Annotated in this window: 15 protein-coding genes; 1 reads left to right on the top strand and 14 read right to left on the bottom strand. The window is 59.8% G+C overall.

Features of this window, described 5'->3' with window-relative positions:
* The first annotated feature begins 150 nt into the window (after positions 1-150).
* Entirely contained in the window at positions 151-1,068 is a 918-nt protein-coding gene (locus tag V7714_RS16565) for a DMT family transporter (protein WP_335710701.1), read from the top strand.
* 12 nt (positions 1,069-1,080) lie between these two features.
* Here V7714_RS16565 and V7714_RS16560 read toward each other — a convergent pair whose 3' ends face one another.
* The 14 genes from V7714_RS16560 to ispC form a co-directional block, all read right to left on the bottom strand.
* Entirely contained in the window at positions 1,081-1,857 is a 777-nt protein-coding gene (locus V7714_RS16560) for a TrmH family RNA methyltransferase (RefSeq protein WP_335710700.1), read from the bottom strand.
* A gap of 92 nt (positions 1,858-1,949) precedes the next feature.
* Positions 1,950-3,386 (bottom strand): hypothetical protein, encoded by a 1,437-nt coding sequence (locus tag V7714_RS16555; RefSeq protein WP_335710699.1) that lies wholly within the window; start codon positions 3,384-3,386, stop codon positions 1,950-1,952.
* Positions 3,371-4,096 (bottom strand): class I SAM-dependent methyltransferase, encoded by a 726-nt coding sequence (locus V7714_RS16550; protein ID WP_335710698.1) that lies wholly within the window; start codon positions 4,094-4,096, stop codon positions 3,371-3,373. The genes V7714_RS16555 and V7714_RS16550 overlap by 16 nt, the downstream gene beginning before the upstream one ends.
* Complete coding sequence (gene motB, locus V7714_RS16545) at positions 4,093-5,004, bottom strand: flagellar motor protein MotB (RefSeq protein WP_335710697.1); 912 nt, start codon at positions 5,002-5,004, stop codon at positions 4,093-4,095. Before motB ends, V7714_RS16550 begins: the two co-directional genes overlap by 4 nt.
* A gap of 27 nt (positions 5,005-5,031) precedes the next feature.
* Positions 5,032-5,886 (bottom strand): flagellar motor stator protein MotA, encoded by an 855-nt coding sequence (gene motA, locus V7714_RS16540; RefSeq protein ID WP_284197360.1) that lies wholly within the window; start codon positions 5,884-5,886, stop codon positions 5,032-5,034.
* Positions 5,887-6,086: 200 nt separating this feature from the next.
* The gene (rnhB, locus tag V7714_RS16535) at positions 6,087-6,668 is read right to left on the bottom strand and encodes a ribonuclease HII (protein ID WP_335710771.1); all 582 of its coding nucleotides are present in this window, start codon (positions 6,666-6,668) and stop codon (positions 6,087-6,089) included.
* Positions 6,669-6,670: 2 nt separating this feature from the next.
* Positions 6,671-7,843 carry a lipid-A-disaccharide synthase gene (gene lpxB / locus V7714_RS16530; protein ID WP_335710696.1) on the bottom strand — a complete coding sequence of 391 codons (1,173 nt, stop codon included), beginning with the start codon at positions 7,841-7,843 and terminating at the stop codon, positions 6,671-6,673.
* Between the two features lie 30 nt (positions 7,844-7,873).
* A complete protein-coding gene (lpxA, locus tag V7714_RS16525; protein ID WP_335710695.1) occupies positions 7,874-8,650 on the bottom strand; it encodes an acyl-ACP--UDP-N-acetylglucosamine O-acyltransferase in 777 nt (258 codons plus the stop codon).
* A 7-nt stretch (positions 8,651-8,657) separates the two neighbouring features.
* Positions 8,658-9,122 carry a 3-hydroxyacyl-ACP dehydratase FabZ gene (fabZ, locus tag V7714_RS16520; protein WP_335710770.1) on the bottom strand — a complete coding sequence of 155 codons (465 nt, stop codon included), beginning with the start codon at positions 9,120-9,122 and terminating at the stop codon, positions 8,658-8,660.
* Positions 9,123-9,199: 77 nt separating this feature from the next.
* On the bottom strand, positions 9,200-10,240 hold the full coding sequence (gene lpxD / locus V7714_RS16515) for a UDP-3-O-(3-hydroxymyristoyl)glucosamine N-acyltransferase (RefSeq protein ID WP_335710694.1): 1,041 nt from the start codon (positions 10,238-10,240) through the stop codon (positions 9,200-9,202).
* 10 nt (positions 10,241-10,250) lie between these two features.
* The gene (locus V7714_RS16510) at positions 10,251-10,742 is read right to left on the bottom strand and encodes an OmpH family outer membrane protein (protein ID WP_335710693.1); all 492 of its coding nucleotides are present in this window, start codon (positions 10,740-10,742) and stop codon (positions 10,251-10,253) included.
* A 41-nt stretch (positions 10,743-10,783) separates the two neighbouring features.
* Positions 10,784-13,093: an outer membrane protein assembly factor BamA gene (gene bamA, locus V7714_RS16505; protein WP_335710692.1), complete on the bottom strand. Its 2,310-nt coding sequence runs from the start codon at positions 13,091-13,093 to the stop codon at positions 10,784-10,786.
* 54 nt (positions 13,094-13,147) lie between these two features.
* Positions 13,148-14,491 carry an RIP metalloprotease RseP gene (gene rseP, locus V7714_RS16500; protein WP_335710691.1) on the bottom strand — a complete coding sequence of 448 codons (1,344 nt, stop codon included), beginning with the start codon at positions 14,489-14,491 and terminating at the stop codon, positions 13,148-13,150.
* 78 nt (positions 14,492-14,569) lie between these two features.
* Positions 14,570-15,757, bottom strand: a complete 1,188-nt coding sequence (ispC, locus tag V7714_RS16495; RefSeq protein ID WP_335710690.1) for a 1-deoxy-D-xylulose-5-phosphate reductoisomerase — start codon at positions 15,755-15,757, stop codon at positions 14,570-14,572.
* Position 15,758 lies beyond the last annotated feature (1 nt).

Here is a 15,758-nt window from a genome sequence, read left to right as displayed (position 1 = left end):
CAACAACGCCAGAGGGTTTTGTTAGCGGCTCTAAGCATGAGGATGGCAGGGGGAAGCAATCAGGGGGAGCCCGCTGATTTAGGCTGCGCCGCCGCCCCGTCAGCACACATCAATGACTTGAGCCCATCATGGGTTCCCAGGAATGCCGCCATGCCCAACGCCCTGCTCTATGCCGTTGCCACACTGATCTGGGGGTCAACCTGGCTGGCCATCACGTTTCAATACGGCAGCGTGCCCGCCAGCGCCTCGGTGGCTTATCGCTTCTTGCTGGCCGGCCTCTTGTTGCTGGGCTGGTGCAAGCTACGCGGTGAGCGCCTGCAACTGAGTCGCACCGAAATGGCCTGGTCTGCACTGCAGGGCTCGCTGATGTTCGGGGTCAGTTATATGCTGGTGTACGAGGCCGAAAAACACATCGCCTCAGGTTTGATGGCCGTATTGAACTCCAGCATGGTAGTCATCAACCTGGTGGGCATGAGCCTGGTATTTGGCCGTCGGATGGATCAGAAGTCCGTCCTGGGTGCGGCCTTGGGCATACTGGGTATCGCCCTGGTGTTCTGGCCGGAACTGACCGATGTTCGCACCGCCTCTGCCTGGCTGGGTGTGGCTTGTGGCCTGGGAGCCGCCCTGCTGGCCTCCCTGGGCAACCTGGTGGCACAGCACAACCGCAATCAGCAAATACCATTGCTACCCTCCATAGGCTACGGCATGCTGGTGGGCGGCAGTATTGCGCTGATCTTCACGCTGATCGGTAACCAAGGCCTGGTATTTGATACCCGCCCCAGCTACCTTGCGTCCTTGCTCTATCTATCTATCTTCGGCTCGGTCCTGGCGTTTGCCGCCTATCTCACGCTGCTAGGGCGCATAGGCGCCGCCAAGTCCGGCTATATCGCCGTCGCTGTCCCCATCGTAGCCTTACTGCTGTCTGGCTGGTTCGAAGGATTCCAATGGCGCATCTGGACAGTAGCTGGCATAGCCTGTGCCGTTGCCGGCAATGTCATTATGCTGCTCGACATCGCCCCGGTATTGCGCAAGCTGGGCCTGACCAGGCTGGCGGCACGGCTGGCCTGAGCACTCCCCCGCTCATGCAGAAAGCGTCTGGCGCAGCCGTTCATACAGGCAGATAGCCGCCGCGGCGCCGACATTGAGCGATTCCAGCCCTGCCCTCATCGGTATGGCCAGACGCAAATCGGCCAGTGCCAGCACCTCGCGGCTGATACCCTGCCCTTCGCTGCCCATTACCAGCACGAGATCGCCCCGCAGGTCGGCCTGGTAGAGTGAGATGCTGCCATCCAACACAGTCACCGCCTTACGCCCGACAAAGTTGGTCAGCAACGCAGGTAAGTCTGCCCGCTCCACCACAGGCAGCAGAAAATGCGCCCCCATGCCGGCACGCAGTACCTTGGGCGACCAGACATCGGCGCAGTTGGGGCTCAGCCATACCTGTGCCACACCAGCAGCTGCAGCCGTGCGCAGCATGGCACCCACATTGCCAGGGTCCTGCACACCGTCCAATGCCAGTACCAGGCCACGCTGCAACGGTGCGGGTGCGGGCGGCGGCGCCCACAGCGCCAGTACGCCGGATGCCGACTCCAGCTCGGTCAGTTCGGCAAACAGGGTATCGGCCACTACCGAGACCGGCCCATCGAATCGTGCCGCCAGCGCAGCCACCTCGGCACGTTGGGGCGCACTCTGTGATAGCAGCAGGCGTTCCGGTGGCTGCCCCGCGTCAAGCGCCGCAGCAAGCAGATGGGGGCCATCCAGCAAGGTCTGGCCGGTTTTCAGGCGCTCCCGCCGATTTTCCATCAGCTTGATGCAGGCCTTGATCAAGGGGTTCTGGCGAGACTGTATGACATCCATAAGGGGCGATCACAAAAGCAAACCAGGCCGGCAAAGCGGCCTGGTAGAGAAAAAGGCAGAAAGGTAGCTTACCAAGGGCAATCGCCGCAGACTCAACCCAGCTCCAGCCGTTTGGCCTGACGGGTAAGGCACTGTCCCGTCATCAGGCAAACCTGCTTGAAGCCATTGTACTGCGCCTCTGTCAGCGCACCACCCTGATTGTCGGCATAGAACAGGCCTACGGGCTTCTCCTCCACAAACAGCGACATGGCAACAAACTCGCCCTCGCCCACGGCCTGCCGCAGCCCGCGTGGCAGCAAGGCATCGTATTGCGCACGGTTGCTTGCATTCAGCCAGACGGACTGCGGCTTGAGCATCAACCGTGTAAAGATATGCGGTGCAGAGAGATCGACCTGGAAGGTACGCAGCGGATCATTATCGGTCGCGCCCACAATGTAGCGCGTCTTCAGCAGGTTGTGCCCCGCCATCAGCAGGCCAAACATGATGCGCTTCATACCCAGGGCCTCGGACTGAGCCCGTATGGCCAAGCCCATGATCTGGTTGAAGGACGCACCACTCTGCCCTGCTTTTTGCATCTCACGCAGAATATCGTTCAGCGAAGGCCGCGCCGGTTCGTGGCTCGCAGCACCGGGGTTGGCCTTGGCCTGCGGCTTGGGCCACTCACCCGGCAACATCACCAGCCAGCGAGCGGGTGCGAATATCTGGGCGTAAGGCCAGTCCTTATGGGCAAAGTGCAGCAGGGCCTTGCAGACCAGCTCCCAGGCCTCTGGCTGTTCCACACCCAGGGTATGGGCAGCAAGATGCAGGTCGCTGTTCAGGCTCTCGTGCCACCAGCCCTGCTGCAGGCGATCAGCCAGCCGCAGCGCAGCCTGCTGCAGCAGGCTGCGCTGGCTGGAGGCCGCACTGTCATCCAGCAAGGTATTGAAAACCTCGGGCAGGCGCCAGCGGGCAAACAAAGGCAAGGCCACACTACCAAGGTCGACCGGTGGTGCCTTGTCCGGCAAGCCGACCTCCAGGTAACGCAGCATGCGCGGCAGGCCTGCCAGCAAAGCAGTGATGTAGATTTCATCCAGCCTGGCATCGTAGCGCAGCACGCCGAAATCGCGAGCCAACCTGGCTGCCAGACGGGCTGCGGCTATATCGCGCAGCAAACCAAAATAGTGCGCCGGCTGCTTGGGCAACAGCAGCGACTCCACGCTGGGCAAGCGGGCAAACTGGCCGACAAAGGCATCCACCCCCATCAGCAGCACGACACTCTCGATGGAAACGATATCGGCTGCCAAACTGCCGCGCTCGCGCTGGTTGATCAGCCGCAGGGCGTGGGCGGTGAGTAAAGGATCGCGCAACACCAAGTCGACGATCTCGTCGGTACGCACGGTCTCTACCCGTGCATTCAACCCCGCCAGGGCAGCCTTGGTAGACTGCAGTATGGGTAGCGGCCGGCGTGCCCAAAAGGCCAGCCAGGCTTCATTCCTGTCATCGTGTTTGGTCGCTGCTGCCGCTTTGTCGGCAATCAGGGCATTCGCCATAAATGTAGCCTTGCGCCCTTCCAGTCGTTGACTTCGATAATACGATCCGCCGTCACATCGGGCACGGCAAAGGTATTGCTGATCAGTAAACTGCCACTGGCCATTTCCTGCCTGGCCTTTTGCCAAACTGCCGGCATGGCGGCAGGTGAGAGAAAGGCATACACCACGTCAAAATCCCGTAGCGGCACCGCCATCATATCGCCGCGCAACCAGGCAATCGGGCGGCCGCTCAGGCGCAAGCGGCACCAGCCCAGCAGCCACGGCAACCACGCATGCTCCACCCCCGTCAGCTGCAGATCGCTACGGCGCCCTAGCCCGGCCAGCACCGTACCTGTGCCTGCGCCGATATCGAGCACACTGGCACCCTTGGGCAGCAGTGGTTCAAGGGCGGCCAGTGTTGCCTGGTTGCTCAGGTACAGCGGCACCCGGCTACGGTCTATCCGGCCAAACAAAAGCCAAGCAAGTGTAAAAGCCAGCAGGTAGATCCAAGGTGGAAGATCCAGCCAGAGCCCCAGCACGATGGCGGGTGCAAACAAGGCGTGTATCAGCAACCACCAGCGCGGTTGCCCCAGCATGCGTGCACCCAGCACAGCTAGCCCCACCTGCACCGGTAGCCAGTAGCTGACAGCCAACCAGCCCAGCCACACCAAGGCGAGGCTCAGCAGGCTGGCGCCAGCCTGTACCAACAAACCTACCCAGGCGGGTGTCACGGCGTGGCCGGTGCAGCAGCGGGTTCGGTCGCGGCGGCAGCGCCTGCCTGGATGGCACTTGCCGGGTCGCTCACGGCTTCTGCATCACCTGCCGCCTTGCCAGCCAGCTTCATGATGTTTTCTTCGGCTTCCTTGTTCAACACGATGATGCTGATACGGCGATTCACCGGGTTAGCCGGATTGACCACATCAAAGGGCACCGAATCGGCCAGACCCACAACCCGCAATATCTTGGTCGAGGCCATGCCGCCTGTCAGCAATTGCCGCCGGGAGGCATTGGCCCTGTCGGCCGACAATTCCCAATTGCTGTAGCTGTTATCACCGGTAGAAAAACCCGCCGCATCGGTATGGCCTGAAAGTGAAAGGCGGTTGGGTACCTCGTTCAGGATGGTGGCGATCTCCTTGAGTATCTCGCCGGCATAGCCTTCCATCTGGGCACTACCACTTTTAAACATAGGGCGGTTCTGCTGATCAATGATCTGTACCCGCAAGCCCTCGGGCGTGATATCGAGCAGGATCTGATCCTTGTACTGGGCCAACTTGCCGTCTATGGCCTGCTTGATCTTCTCTTTCAGCTCATCCAGACGCTTCTTTTCCTTGCCACCGTCACCACGGCGCTGCTCGCCGGCCTTCTTGGAAAGGTCCATGCCGCCACCCTGCAGCACGCTTTGCGATTCGCCAGCACCGGAACCACCACTCAGGGCGACCTTGAGCGGGTTCTGGAAGTACTCGGCAATGCCGCGCAAGTCCCCCTTGGTAGAGGAGCCCAGCAGCCACATCAACAGGAAGAAGGCCATCATGGCTGTCACAAAGTCGGCGTAGGCGATCTTCCATGCACCACCGTGGTGGCCATGGCCGCCTTTCTTGATCTTCTTGACGACTATGGGCCGTTGCGAATCGTCGCTCATCGTCTCTCTCCGCTATATCGCTGACGATCAGCCTTTTTTGTTCTTCACGAATTCTTCCAGCTCCAGGAAGGAAGGACGGATACGGCCTTCCATGGCCTTGCGACCAAATTCCACAGCAACCTGCGGCGCATAGCCATTCAGGCTGGCCAGCAAGGTCACCTTGATGGTCTGGAACACCCGTGTGCTATCAGCCGCCTTGCCATCCAGTATCCAGGCCAGGGGATTGATGAAACCGTAGGCCAGCAGGATACCCATGAAAGTACCGACCAGCGCCGCACCAATCAGCTTGCCCAACTCGGTCGGCGGCAGATGCAGCGAACCCATGGTATGCACCACGCCCATCACGGCAGCCACAATACCGAATGCAGGCAGGCCATCACCCAGCTTCTGGAAGAAACCCACCGGAATTTCCGCCTCATGGTGGTGGGTTTCGATTTCCACATCCATCAGGTTCTCGATTTCGAATGCATTGAGATTGCCACCCACCATCAAACGCAGGTAGTCGCAGATGAATTCGACGACATGGTGATCCTTGGCAATGCTGGCGTACTTGGCAAACATGGGGCTGGCGTCGGGGTTCTCCACATCGCCTTCTATCGACATCAGGCCTTCTTTGCGCACCTTGGAGAGGATTTCATACATCAGCGCAAACAGGTCCATATAAAAGGCCTTGCCATAAGGCGAGCCTTTGAACAGCAAGGGTATGGAGCCGAAAATGACTTTAAGGTTGGGACCATAGGCCACGAGCATGGCGCCCAATCCGCCACCGAAGATGATGACGATTTCAGACGGCTGCCAAAGCACCGCCAGGTGGCCGCCATGAGCGGCATAGGCGCCGAAAATACAGACGCACATGAAAACGTAGCCAATGACGACAAACATCGGATCCTGCTCCCATCAGCTCTTGAGGCCGGTTGGCGCGCCAGCGAGCGACGCAACGGTTGGATATTAGTTGTCGTACAGGGGTTATGACAAACCCAAACTTGAGAATAGCTGTAACCGCAGCGCTTGGTGCTTGTTTTGATAGGGTATTGCAAACCGGCATGGCGGGCTTGTCCAACACAAAACCCTAAGGTTCTGCGCTACCAAAGGCTGATCTGGCGCGCCTCTACCTGTGCCCGCACTGGCCCAAAGCTACGCCTGTGTGCCACGCAGGGGCCTAGCGCAGCCAAGGCGGCAAGGTGTGCGGGTGTGGGGTAGCCCTTGTGTACGGCAAAGCCATAGCCAGGGTAGCTGGCATCCAGCGCCACCAGTTCGGCATCCCTGGCTACCTTGGCCAGAATGGAAGCGGCAGAGATCGCCGGCTCAATCGCGTCCCCCCGCACTATCGCCCGGGCAGCGCAGAGCAGGCCTGGCGGCACCCTGTTGCCATCGATCAAGGCCTCCGCAGGCACCATCGGTAAGGCTTCAACCGCACGGCGCATGGCCAGCATGGTCGCCTTGAGAATATTGTGCTCATCTATCTCCGCCACCGTGGCACTGGCAATGGCCCAGGCCAGAGCGCGTTGCTTGATGGCTTCAGACAATTGCTCGCGCCGGCCTGCAGTCAGTACCTTGGAGTCAGCCAGGCCCGCTATACCATGATCGTCACCCAGTATCACAGCAGCAGTGAACACCGAACCGGCTAGCGGCCCCCTGCCCGCCTCGTCAACACCACAAACCAAGCTCACGACCTACCCCGAAGATAGGCCACCACGGCATCGGCTGCACGCTCGGCCGCATCCTGCCGCAGCGCTTCATGTTGCTCGGTAAACAGCGCATGCAGCGACTGAGCCAGCCGGCGATCATCCACATAGTTGCCCAAGGCCTGCGCCAGGTTGGCAGGTGTCGCCTCATGCTGCAGCAACTCGGGCACCACAAAGCGGCCAGACAGTACATTGGGCAAGCCCACATAAGGCAGCCGCATTTTCTTCTTGACCAGCTTGTAGGTGGTATCAGACAGCTTGTAGGTAATCACCAACGGCTGCTTGGCCAGCATGGCTTCCAGGGTGGCGGTGCCCGAGGCCACTAGGTTGGCATCCGCCGCCTGCATGGCCTCCTGGGCGTGGCCAAACATCAGCCGCAGGGGCAAATCCAGCGCCTTGTACTTGTAGCGGGCCGTATCAAACAGATCGCGGGTCTCACGCGTTACTAGCGGTACCAGAAACTGCGCCTGCGGGTAACGTGCGTGCAGCAACCTGGCCGTTTCGATAAAGAGTTCGGCATGGAATTCCACCTCGCTGACCCGGCTACCTGGCAGCATGGAGAACACCAGTTGATGCTGCGGCAAGCCTATGGTTTCACGCACCTCGGCACGATTCACGCTCAGCGGCATTTCATCGGCCAGGGGGTGACCTACATAGGTCGCCTTGGCACCTACCGCGTCATACAGCGCCTTTTCGAACGGAAACAGGCACAGCACCTCGCTGGTGGCCGCCTTGATCTTGTGGATGCGCTCCCCTCGCCAGGCCCAGATAGAGGGGCTGACATAATGAACAGTGGGTATGCCGCCATCCTTGAGTTTGCGCTCCAGCCCCAGATTGAAATCAGGGGCATCGATGCCGATAAACAGATCCGGGCGCTCGGCCAGGCAAGCCGCCCGCAACTGCGAGCGTATGCCCAGCAGCTCGCGCAGGTGTTTGAGCACCTCGACATAGCCACGCACCGCCAGCTTATCCATAGGGAAAAGGCTGGTCGCGCCGGCCGATTGCATCTTGGGGCCGGCTATGCCGGCGAAGCGCACATTGGGCATGCGCCGCCGCACCGCCTCTATCAGGCTGGCGCCCAGCAGGTCGCCAGAGGCCTCACCAGCAACAATGGCAATACGCGGGCCGGAATGGCCATCAAACAAGGACTGCATGGGCAATGATTTACCGATGAATGAAACAGCTTAGCGAATCAGGCCGCGCGTAGCCGTCGGAAAGAAATCCACAAAGGCCTGCAGCTCGGGCCGCGCCGATGCACGCGCCACGATCTCGGCACAGGCTTCCTCCAGGCTCAAGCCCTGGCGATACAGCAGCTTGTAGGCCCGCTTGATCTCGGTGATCTGCTCGGCGGTATAACCGCGCCGGCGCAAGCCCTCGCTGTTGATACCTGCTGGCGCCGCACGGTTGCCGGCCGCCGTCACATAGGGCGGCACATCCTGCGTCACCGCTGCCGTAAACGCCGTCATGGCATGCGTGCCAATCTTGCAGAATTGATGGATGGTGGTGAAACCGCCCAGGAACACCCAATCACCCAGATGCACATGGCCCGCCAGCGTGGCGTTGTTGGCCAGTATGGTATGGCTACCGATACGGCAATCATGCGCGATATGCACATAAGCCATGATCCAGTTGTCGTCGCCCAAGCTGGTCAAGCCCTCATCCTGGCTGGTGCCGGTGGAGATGGTGACGAAATGGTAGACGCTATTGCCATCACCCATGACCAGCCTGGTCGGTTCGCCCTGGTACTTCTTGTCCTGCGGGGCGCAGCCTATCTGGGCCGATCCATGGAAAACATTGTTGCGGCCTATGGTAGTGTGCCCATCGATCACGCAATGCGGACCTACCCGGCTACCGGCAGCAATGCTGACATGCTCACCCACCACGCTGAAGGGGCCGATCTCGACATCGTCAGCCAGTTGGGCGCCTGGATGGACTACGGCGTTCGGATGGATACGGGCCATGCCTGCCTCACGCCGCCGCAGAGGCGGTTGTGGCCGGCTTGGTGGCCACCTGGGCACACAGCAGGTCTGCCTCTGCCACCATATTGCCTGCTACGCGGGCCACGGCCTTGTACTTCCAGATATTGCGCATGCGCCGCTCTATCTTGACCTCGATCAGCATCTGATCGCCAGGCATGACCTGCGACTTGAAGCGGACATTGTCGATGCCAGCAAACATGTAGAGGTAGCCATCCTTGGGCTTGTCGCCAGTGGTACGGAAGCTCAGTACACCGGCTGCCTGGGCCATCGCCTCTACAATCAGCACGCCGGGCATGACCGGGTACTTGGGGAAGTGGCCGACGAAGAAAGGCTCGTTGTAGGACACATTCTTCAAGGCGACGATACGCTCGCCAGGCACCAGTTCGGTCACCCGGTCTATCAGCAGAAAAGGGAAGCGATGTGGCAGATGGTCCAGTATGCCCTGGATATCCATGCTTTCGATGGTCTCGGGTCCGGTGGCGGTTCCGGTGGCGGTTCCGGTCGCGGCGCCGGCTTCGATTTGCGCTTGGGTCATGACGTTGATTCTCCCGTGTTGGCATCATTGCGGCCAACTTTACGTTCAAGTTCTTTCAATCTCTTTGCCATGGCATCCAGCCTGCGCAGGTGGGATGCATTGGCCAACCAGTCTTCGTGCGATTGCACCGGGTACTGCCCTACATAGGTACCCGCCTTCAATATCGACTTGCCTATCAAGGTACCTGCCATGATGTTGACCCGGTCGGCAATCTCCAGATGCCCCAGGATCATGGCACTGCCGCCAAAGGTGCAATAGGCGCCTATACGGGTACTACCCGCCACGCCCACGCAACCGGCCATGGCAGTGTGCCGACCTATATGCACGTTGTGGGCTATCTGTATCTGGTTATCGAGCCTGACGCCATCCTCGATCACCGTATCGCCCAACGCCCCCCGGTCTATGGTGGTGGAAGCGCCAATCTCCACATCATTGCCTATACGTACCCGGCCTATCTGTGGAATCTTGTACCAGCCTTCACCTGTCCAGGCGTTGCCAAAACCATCGGAGCCGATCACCGCATTGGCATGCACCACTACCCGCTGCCCCAGCAGGCAATCGTGGTAGATCACCACATTGGGGTAAAGCCGACTGTCGTCGCCTATTTCGACACCGTCACCCACTCGGCAACCTGCCTCGATCACCACATTGGCACCCAATATGGCGCCCTGCCCCACGCTGGCATGCGGGCCTATGCGAACGCCCGGCGCCAGGCAGACATCGGGTGCCACCCAGGCGGTGGGATGCACACCCGGGGCCGGCATGCGCGGCGGGTTGAGCAAAGCGGAAACCTGCGCGAAATACAGATAGGGATTGGCAGCCACGATACGCGGCCGCTGAGTCAGATCACGACTTTGCTGCCCCAGCACGACAGCTGCAGCCTGGGTCTCATCCAGTTGCTTGCGATACTTGGGGTTCGCCAGAAAAGCCAGTTCGTCGGGCTTGGCAGCCTCAAGCGTTGCCACCTGGCGTATCTCTGCATCATCACCGACCAGTTCGCCGCCCAGCCGGGCGACGATATCGGACAGCCTCAGCACCGATCAGGCCTTACTTGTCAGACAAGGATTTGAGGACCTTGTCGGTGATATCCAGCTTAGGGTTCACGTACACCGCCTCCTGCAGGATGGCGTCGTACTTCTCTTGTGCGGCAATCTGCTGGATGGTGTTGTAGGCGCGTTCCTGGATGCCCGACAACTCCTCGTTACGGCGGGCATTCAGATCCTCACGGAATTCGCGCTGAATACGTGCCAGATCCTGATTCAGCTTTACCAGTTCGCGCTCCTTGTTACGGCGCTCGGTCTCCGGCATGGTCAGGCCGCCTTTGTCCAACTCCACCTGGCGGCCCCGTACCTGCTCGGTCAGCTTCTTGATGTCGGCATCACGACCTGCAAATTCCTTCTCTATCTTCTTGACGGCTTTCACCGCCGGCCCAGACTCACGCATGATGCGATCCAGGTTGACGAAGCCGAACTTGACGTCCTGCGCAATGGCAGGTGTCATCAGACCGGTGGCAAGAATCAGGCTGAACAGGCGTTTCACGATTACGTCCTTTTGAACTGGCTGCCAGGCAACAGCATGCATCAGAAAATCTGGCCAAGCGAGAACTGGAAGCGCTCCAGTTTATCCCCATCCTTGGCATTGAGGGGCTTGGCATAGCTGAACTTCATCGGCCCCACTGGTGCAAGCCAGCTAAAGGCCACACCAGCCGAGAAGCGCATGTCACCCAGCTTGAGCTTCTGATCTTCACCCCACACGTTACCGCCGTCTATGAAAGCCGACAAGCGCGTCGATTTGTCGGTCTTCATGCCGGGCACCGGCAACAGCAGTTCCAGGTTGGTGACCAGGCGACGATTACCGCCGGTTGCTTCATCTGTGGTTACGGTGCTGGTGCCGCTGGTGATGGTGTTACGCGGGCCCAGGCTGGAGCTTTCATAGCCACGCACCGAGTTCACGCCACCAGCAAAGAAGTTGGAATAGAACGGCAGTTTTTGTCCACCATAGCCGCCGCCCATGCCTGCCTCAGTATTCCACAGCAAGGTAAAGGTCTTGCTCAAGGGGAAGAACCACTGCTGCTGGGCCGTCACCTTGTAATACTTGACGTCGCCACCCGGCAAGCCAGATTCAGCGTTGATGGAGAGCAGCTTGCCACGGGTCGGGAACAGGGCGCTGTCGCGGGTATCGCGTGCCCAGCCTGCCGAACCCAGTATCGTAATATTGGTCTCGCCATACTTGTTGACGAAACGCTTGTACTCTTCCGGGCTGTTCTCGAACAAGGTCAGCTTGGAGCGTTCGGCCGACAGGCCCAGGTTCACACCGTCGTATTCGCTGACCGGCACAGACCAGCGCAGACCACCGCCTACGGTGTCGTTGAGATAGCTGCCCACCGACAGGTTATCTGGCTCATAGCGGCGCTTGTACAAGTCAAAACCGCGCGATACGCCATCGGGTGTGGCATAGGGGTTGGTGAACGACACCGCGTAGACCTTGTTGCTGGAACTGGTATTCACTTCCAGCTTCAGGTACTTGCCGCTACCGAAGATATTGGCCTGCGCAATGGAGCCCGACAGCACCAGACCATCTGATTGCGAGTAACCGGCACCCACCTGGATATTACCGGTCTGCTTCTCGGTCACCGTCACGTTGACGTCCACCTGGTCGGTACTGTCTGCAACCAGGGGGGTATCCACCGTCACTTCATTGAAATAACCGAGCAGATCCAGACGCTCCTTCGAGCGCTTGATCTTCCAGCCGGCGTAGGGAGCGGCTTCCAGCTGGCGCATCTCACGGCGTATCACTTCGTCGCGGGTACGGGTATTACCGCTGATATTGACGCGGCGTACATAGGTCTTGCGGCCTGGATCAACATAGAAGGTGAACGCAGCCTCGAATTTCTGCTTGTTGACCTCAGGCACGGCATTGACATTGGCAAAGGCATAGCCCTCGTCCGCCAAGCGCTCGGAAATGATGGTGGTGGCCGCATTGATCTTGGCACGGGAGAACACCTCACCAGCCTCGATACCGATCAACCGACGCAGCTCCGCCTCAGGCACAATCAGCTCGCCCGCGAACTTGACGTCGCTGATCTTGAACTGTTCGCCCTCGGTCAGATTGACGGTGAGGAAGATATCCTTCTTGTCGTCGGACAAGGCCACCTGCTGGGAATCGATATTGAATTCCAGATAGCCATTGTCGAGGTAGTAGGAACGTAGTGCCTCGATATCGGCCTGCAGCTTGGGCTTGGAATACTGGTCGCTCTTGGAGAACCAGCTGAACCAACCACCCGTATCTAGCTGGAAGTAATCCTTGAGATCGCCTTCGCTGAATTTCTGGTTACCCACCAGGTTGATCTGCTTGATGGTGGCAACCAGGCCCTCGGAGATATCAAAGGAAATCCCCACGCGGTTACGCTCAAGCCGCGTTACCGTGGTCTTGATCTGTACCGAGTACTTGCCACGGCTGTAGTACTGTTTCTTCAGTTCCTGCTCAGCCGAGCCCAGCAAAGCCTGGTCGAATGTCCGGCTCTCCGCCAGGCCATTGTCGCGCAAGGCCTTGAGCAGTTGATCCGATTCGAATTCCTTGGCGCCTTCGATCAGGATATTGGCAATGATGGGGCGCTCGTCCACAGCCACCACCAGCACATCCTTGTCGACCTCCAGCCTGACATCGCTGTAGAAACCAGTGGCGAACAGCGCCTTGACGGCGGCTGCGGCCTTGTCATTGTCTACACGGTCACCCACCTTCACAGGCAGGTAGTTGAATACTGTGCCAGCTTCCGTGCGCTGGATGCCCTCTACACGGATTTCCTTGATGACAAAAGGCTCGAAAGCCTGAGCGGGTACAGATAGGCCGAATACGGCGAGTAGAGCGAGCGAGATCGAGGTCGGTTTCATAAACGAATCCGGCGGCGCAAGCGTGACACCGTCGATGGGATGGAGTTTGGGTGGCTAGCCACCCACCAGGCGCGTAATGTCATTGAACAGGGCAACAACCATCAACGCGGCGAGAAGTCCGACGCCCACGCGTTGACCAAGTTCCATCACGCGTTCCGACACGGGTCGGCCCCGCAAAAGTTCGGCGGAATAATACATCAAATGCCCACCATCCAGCACCGGCACAGGCAGCAGGTTTAGCACCCCCAGGCTGATGCTGATCAGGCAGAGAAATTCCAGGTAGGCACGCAGGCCTATCTTGGCACTTTGGCCGGCATAGTCGGCTATCGCCACCGGGCCGGATAGTTGCTTGACGGATACATTGCCCTGCAACATGCGCCACATCATGCGCAAAGACAAGGCCGAAGTCGCCCAGGTCTGTTTCAGGGCCCGGCCGGCAGCCTCCACCGGGCCATAGCGCTTTTGCTGCTGCAGGCTCTGCAGCGCAGCGATATCCATCCCCACACCCGCGCCGATACGCCCTATGGTGCGGCCATGTTCCACGATGGCCTGGGGGGTCACCACCAATTGCCTGACTTGCCCGGCACGCAACACCTCCAGACGCGTAGGCAGGCCGGCCCTGGCCTGTATGGCAGCAACAAATGCACCTGGGCCGGCAATGGGCTTGCCCTCCACCTGCAGCAGTTGGTCGCCACCCTGCAAACCGGCCAAGGCAGCGGCACTACCCGCCTGCACCTCGCCCACCCGCAACACACCCAGCAACATGCCGATATGTTGGGTCAAACGGCCGTCGACAGCTTCATTGCCAAGACGCGAAAGATCCAGCACCAGGGTCTGCCGCTCGCCACGGCGGTCAACCTCCAGCCCAACCTGTGCCCTGGCTGCGGCCCGGTCTATCAAGGCAAGCTGCACTTCAGCCCAACTACCCAGCTGTTCACCATCAATGGCCTGTATCGTGTCACCAGCCTGCAAACCTGCGGTAGCCGCCACACTGCCAGGCACAACCGTACCCAGCCGGGGCAGCGTGATATCCACCCCAGTCATAAAAATGCCCCAGTAAACCAGGATGGCGAGCAGGAAATTGGCCAATGGTCCTGCTACCACGATGGCCATACGGCGCAAAGGTGTTTGCTGGTTGAAGGCGCGATGCAACTCGTGGTCAGCGACCGGGGCCTCACGCTCATCCAGCATCTTGACGTAACCACCCAGCGGTATGGCCGCCAGTTGCCACTGGGTCTCTCCACGCTGCCAGGTCAGCAGGGGCTTGCCAAAGCCTATGGAGAAAGTCAGGACCTTGACGCCACAACGCTTGGCCACCCAATAGTGGCCATACTCATGGATGGAAACCAGCACCCCGATGGCGAGGGCGAAGGCAGCAAGGGTGATCAACAGCGACATGGGGCAGACTTCTTCAACGTAAGCAGGGCAACAGCATGGAAGCCAAGATGGTAGCGCAAGGCATGGGCCAGGGGCAGATTAACTGCGCCGGGATATCCACGCATCGGCAACATCACGCGCCGCCGCATCTGCAGCAATCAGACCTTCCAGCGTATCGGCATCAAAATCCGGGCTTACCTGCTGCATGACCTGCTCATTCAGGCGAGCAATATCGGCAAAACCCAGCGTACCCGCCAGGAAAGCCGCCACCGCAACTTCATTGGCCGCATTCAGTACAGCCGGTGCCGCGCCAGCCATGCGCAGCGCCTCGAACGCCAGCGCCAGGCATGGAAACCGGGCCGTATCCGGCTGCTCAAAATCCAGCCTGGCAATCTGGAACAAATCCAACGCCGTCACACCCGCATCGATACGCTCCGGCCAGGCAAGGCCATAGGCGATGGGTGTACGCATATCGGGATTGCCCAACTGCGCCAGCACCGATCCATCGACGTACTCAACCATGGAATGGATGACACTCTGTGGATGCACCACGACCGAGATACGCTCAGGCGGCAGATTGAACAACCAGCGCGCCTCGATGACTTCCAACCCTTTGTTCATCAAGCTGGCCGAGTCCACCGATATCTTGCGGCCCATACTCCAGTTGGGATGCTTGACTGCCTGCTCTGGGGTCACGACGGCCAGCTGTTCGGTGCTGAAGTGCCGGAACGGGCCGCCGGATGCCGTCAACAGTATGCGCCTGACGCCCTGCCCTGCCTGATCGGAAAAAGGCTGCGGCAGGCACTGGTAGATAGCGTTGTGCTCACTGTCTATGGGTAACAGCGTGGCACCCCCCTCCCGTGCCGCATCCATGAACAGGCGCCCGGCCATGACCAGGGTTTCCTTGTTGGCCAGCAGCACCCGCTTGCCCTGGCGTGCCGCTGCCAGCGTCGGACGCATGCCCGCAGCACCGACTATGGCCGCCATCACCGCGTCGACCTCAGGCAAGGTGGCAATATGTTCCAGCGCCTCCATGCCCGCCATGACTTCGATACCGCTCAAGCCGGCTGCCACCAGTTTGGTACGCAGCTCGGCCACTCTTTCAACCGTCGCCAGCACAGCATAGCGTGGCTTGTGCAACAGACATTGTTCAACCAGCTTGTCGACCTGGCCGTTGCCGCTCAAGGCTACGACACGATATTTATCAGGGTGACGGGCAATCACATCCAGCGTATTGACGCCTATGCTGCCAGTAGAACCCAGAACAGTAATGGTGCATTGTGGCATG

The organism is Chitinimonas sp. JJ19 (assembly GCF_036961565.1).
Classification (GTDB): domain Bacteria; phylum Pseudomonadota; class Gammaproteobacteria; order Burkholderiales; family Chitinimonadaceae; genus Chitinimonas.
Note: the sequence above shows the minus strand (reverse complement) of the source record. Positions and strands in the feature narration are given on the sequence as shown.